This is a genomic window from Streptomyces sp. NPDC034670 (assembly GCF_055574875.1).
Window position 1 is genome coordinate 42,390 of record NZ_JBVITR010000049.1, and the last position, 3,921, is coordinate 46,310.

At 74.2% G+C, this 3,921-nt stretch carries 3 protein-coding genes; 1 reads left to right on the plus strand and 2 read right to left on the minus strand.

Annotated elements, in window-relative coordinates; all coding sequences use genetic code 11:
• Positions 1-117: 117 nt before the first annotated feature.
• Both ACZ56B_RS26470 and ACZ56B_RS26475 read right to left on the minus strand, forming a co-directional pair.
• Entirely contained in the window at positions 118-2,394 is a 2,277-nt protein-coding gene (locus tag ACZ56B_RS26470) for a catalase (RefSeq protein ID WP_468795601.1), read from the minus strand.
• A 397-nt stretch (positions 2,395-2,791) separates the two neighbouring features.
• A complete protein-coding gene (locus ACZ56B_RS26475; RefSeq protein WP_468795604.1) occupies positions 2,792-3,016 on the minus strand; it encodes a hypothetical protein in 225 nt (74 codons plus the stop codon).
• 282 nt (positions 3,017-3,298) lie between these two features.
• Between ACZ56B_RS26475 and ACZ56B_RS26480 the strand changes: the two genes are divergently transcribed.
• Positions 3,299-3,772: a carboxymuconolactone decarboxylase family protein gene (locus ACZ56B_RS26480; protein WP_468795607.1), complete on the plus strand. Its 474-nt coding sequence runs from the start codon at positions 3,299-3,301 to the stop codon at positions 3,770-3,772.
• The last annotated feature ends 149 nt before the right edge of the window (positions 3,773-3,921 follow it).

Here is a 3,921-nt window from a genome sequence, read left to right on the forward strand (position 1 = left end):
CCCCCCCCCCCCCCCCCCCCCCCCCCCCCCCCCCCCCCCCCCCCCCCCCCCCACCCTCCCCCCCCCCCCCCCCCCCCCCCCCCCCCCCCCGCCTCCGGCGGTCCCTCGGCGTCGTGGTCAGACCCGGGTGGTGAAGCGCTCCCAGACGCGGTGGGAGCGCAGCAGCCGCTCGACCTGTTCGAGGGCGGCGGGGCCGGAGCCGGCGACGACCACGCCGGGCGCGTCGGCGGGGACGCCGGCCGCTTCGAGAGCGGTCTCGCCGCCCGCCCAGACACCGATGGCCTTGCCGTGCCGGAAGGCCTCGGACAGCAGCAGGCCGACCCGCGGGTCGGTGGCCGTCCGCCGGTCGGCGGACGGCGCCGCCTTGGCGTCGCGGGCACCGTACGCGTCGTCGCCCGCGGGGGGCGCACCCGCCAGCAGGACGGCGTCGAACTCGACGGACCGGGCGGTGACGTAGCTGCGCTGCGCGGTCACCGCGTCCGCGCCCGTGCCGAGGGTGCCGCCGGTCGGCGCGACGACCAGGGGGATCATGCCGGCCCCGAGCACCGCCTCGCGCACGGCGCGCACGCCGTCGAGGTCGCCGTCCGGGCCCGTGACGATGCCGATGACGCGCCCGTCCGTGGGCCAGGTCCGCCCGATCTGGGAGAGCGCCGGGCTCGGCTCGACGTCGGCCAGGGGCACGGTGGGCTCCGGCGCGGGCAGGCCGAGGCCCTCGGCGACGCCGGCGCACAACTCGGGGTCGATGTTGGCCAGGACCTGAAGTGTCCGTTCCTTGACGGCCTGTTCGTAGCACTTTCCGAGTTCGAAGGTGTAGGCGCCGATGATGTGCTCGCGCTCCACCGGGCTCATGCTCAGCCAGAACCGCCTCGGCTGGCTGAAGTGGTCGGCGAAGGACTCGGGGGCCTCGCGCACCTTCGTCGCCTCGGGGACCCGTACGGGGGTCTCGACGTAGGCGCCGGTGTCCGCTCCCGCGGTGAACGGGCAGCCCCCGTCGAGGGAGTTGGGCCGGTAGGGGGCCACGCCCCGGTGCACGGCCGTCTGGTGCATGCCGTCGCGCAGCATGTCGTCGACCGGCGCGTGCGGCCGGTTGATCGGCAGCTGCGGGAAGTTGGGACCGCCCAGGCGCGTGATCTGCGTGTCCAGGTACGAGAACAGCCGTCCCGCGAGCAGCGGGTCGTCGGTGATGTCGATACCGGGCACGAGGTGACCGACGTGGAAGGCGACCTGCTCCGTCTCGGCGAAGAAGTTGGACGGGTTCCGGTTGAGGGTCAGCAGCCCGATCGGCTGCACCGGGGCGAGCTCCTCGGGAACGATGTTGGTCGGGTCCAGGAGGTCGATGCCCTCGAAGGTCTGCTCCGGGGTGTCGGGGAAGGTCTGGATGCCCAGTTCCCACTCCGGGTGGGCGCCGGCCTCGATGGCGTCGGCGAGGTCCCGGCGGTGGAAGTCCGGGTCGACGCCGTTGATCAGCTGTGCCTCGTCCCAGACCAGGGAGTGCACACCCAGCTTGGGCTTCCAGTGGAACTTCACCAGCGTGGTCTCGCCCTCGGCGTTGACCAGCCGGAAGGTGTGGACGCCGAAGCCCTCCATCATCCGGTAGGAGCGCGGGATGCCGCGGTCGCCCATGAAGAAGATGGTGTGGTGGGTCGCCTCGGTGTGCAGCGACACGAAGTCCCAGAACGTGTCGTGCGCGCTCTGCGCCTGCGGGATCTCCCGGTCGGGGTGCGGCTTCGCGGCGTGGACGACGTCGGGGAACTTGATGGCGTCCTGGACGAAGAAGACCGGGATGTTGTTGCCCACGAGGTCGAAGACGCCCTCGCTGGTGTAGAACTTCGTCGCGAAACCACGGGTGTCGCGCACGGTGTCCGCGGACCCCCGCGAGCCGACCACCGTGGAGAACCGCGTGAACACCGGCGTTTCGACGTCCGCGGCGAGGAACGCCGCCTTGGTCACGGAGGCCGCCGTGCCGTAGCTCCGGAAGATCCCGTGCGCGCCCGCGCCGCGGGCGTGGACCACGCGCTCCGGGATGCGCTCGTGGTCGAAGTGCATGATCTTCTCGCGCAGGTGATGGTCCTGGAGCAGCACGGGCCCGCGCGGGCCCGCCTTGAGCGAGTGGTCGGTGTCGTACAGCCGGACGCCCTGAGCGGTGGTCAGGCGGCTCCCGGCCTGGGCCACCCGGGCCTGGTCGGCGCCGGTGGCCTGGCCGGTCGGCGACATGGTGGCCGGGCCGCTCTGGTCCGGCTTGGGCGGCAGCGGCTCGCGGGGACCGGTCGGCTCGGCCACGGACGGCGACTCGGGGCCCGGCTTGCCGGGGACTCCGTCCTCCGGGGCCGCGTCGCCCTGCAGGCCTTCGGTGATCTTCCGGGCTGCCCGCTTGATGGGGTGGGTCTCGCTCATGGGGGTGACGCTCCTCCACGTCCTGCCGGCCGCGGACGGGGCGGCCGGGGGTTCGGTTGCCGGCTGCGGGCGGTCCGACGGGACGGGGCGCGGGAGAAGGGCTTGCGTCCGCCGGCGTCTCACGCCGGGGCCTTCCCCCCGGGGACGGCCCCGGCGGGGTGCGTCCCGCCACCGCGGCGTCCGTGCCCCGCGTTCCCCTCCCCGCTCCCCTCCTGCCGGATCCCGACCGCCCCGTCCGCGTACCCCCGTCCGGGGAGTCGAGACAGGGAAGATCAGGTGGCCACCGCCGGCCGGCCGCTCCCCCGTCCGCCGCCCCCGGCGGTGCCGGGTCCGGGCCGCGGGAGGGCGGCGCGGTGCGGGGCCGGCGGGCCGGTCCCGCGTGGTCCCGCACCGGAACTCAGAACAACTGCTCCTGCTCGGCGGAGTCGGTCCGGCGCGGCGGGCGGCGCGGTGCGGGGCGCCGGAGCGGGGCGTCCTGCCCGAACAGGGGCTGGGTGCCGTACTCGTCGGGCTCGGCCGGCACCACGACGGGCCCGGCCCCCACGTTCAGGCACAGGGGGGCGTCCCGGTCGAAGTCCGCCGGCGTCATGGCCGTCCAGTCGCGTTCCCGACGCTCGCTCACCGACGCTCCGCATCCCCGTCCGTGCTTCTCGTCCCCCCCTTGTTCCCGGATCCGCCCGGCCCTCACCGGGCCGTCGGGACAGGACGGGTGCCGGGTCCGGTCGGTCCGACCGGTCCGGCGTGCGGCCAGGTTATCGCCCGTTCCGCGGCCCGCGAGCGAGGGCCGCGACGACGCCGCCCACCGGGGAGACGCACGTCACACCCGTGTGCCCGTCACATTCCGAAGGGCCGTCACGTCAGGAGTACGTCATCACGGATGCGCACACCGACCAAGGAGCCCACCATGGACGCACGTCTCGACTTCTTCGGCAACCCGCTCGCGGCCAGGGTGCTGAGGCACATCAACTCGGCGGGCAGGGCGGTCTCGGACTCGAGGCTGCCGGCCGCGACCCAGGAGCTGGTGAAGATCCGGGCCAGTCAGATCAACGGCTGCGGTTTCTGCACCGACATGCACACCAAGGACGCCGCGGCGGCGGGAGAGACCCCGCTGCGGCTGAACCTGGTCGCCGCCTGGCGGGAGGCCACGGTCTTCACCGAGGCCGAGCGGGCCGCCCTGGAACTGACGGAACAGGGGACCCGGATCGCCGACGCCGCCGGCGGGGTCACCGACGAGGCCTGGGCGAACGCCGCCCGGCACTACGACGAGGAGCAGCTCGCCGCGCTGATCTCCCTCATCGCCGTCATCAACGCCTACAACCGCATCAACGTCATCAACCGGCAGCCCGCCGGCGACTACCGGCCCGGCCAGTTCGGCTGAGGGACGCGTCCGGCCCGGGCAGGAGGAGGGGGGGGGGGGGGGGGGGGGGGGGGGGCGGTCTCCCTTTTCTTCTTTTGGGGTCTTGTCCCGAAGCCTCTCCCCCTCTCCCGAGACCAACACGAGGGGGAGAACAGGAGGGGGGGGAGCCC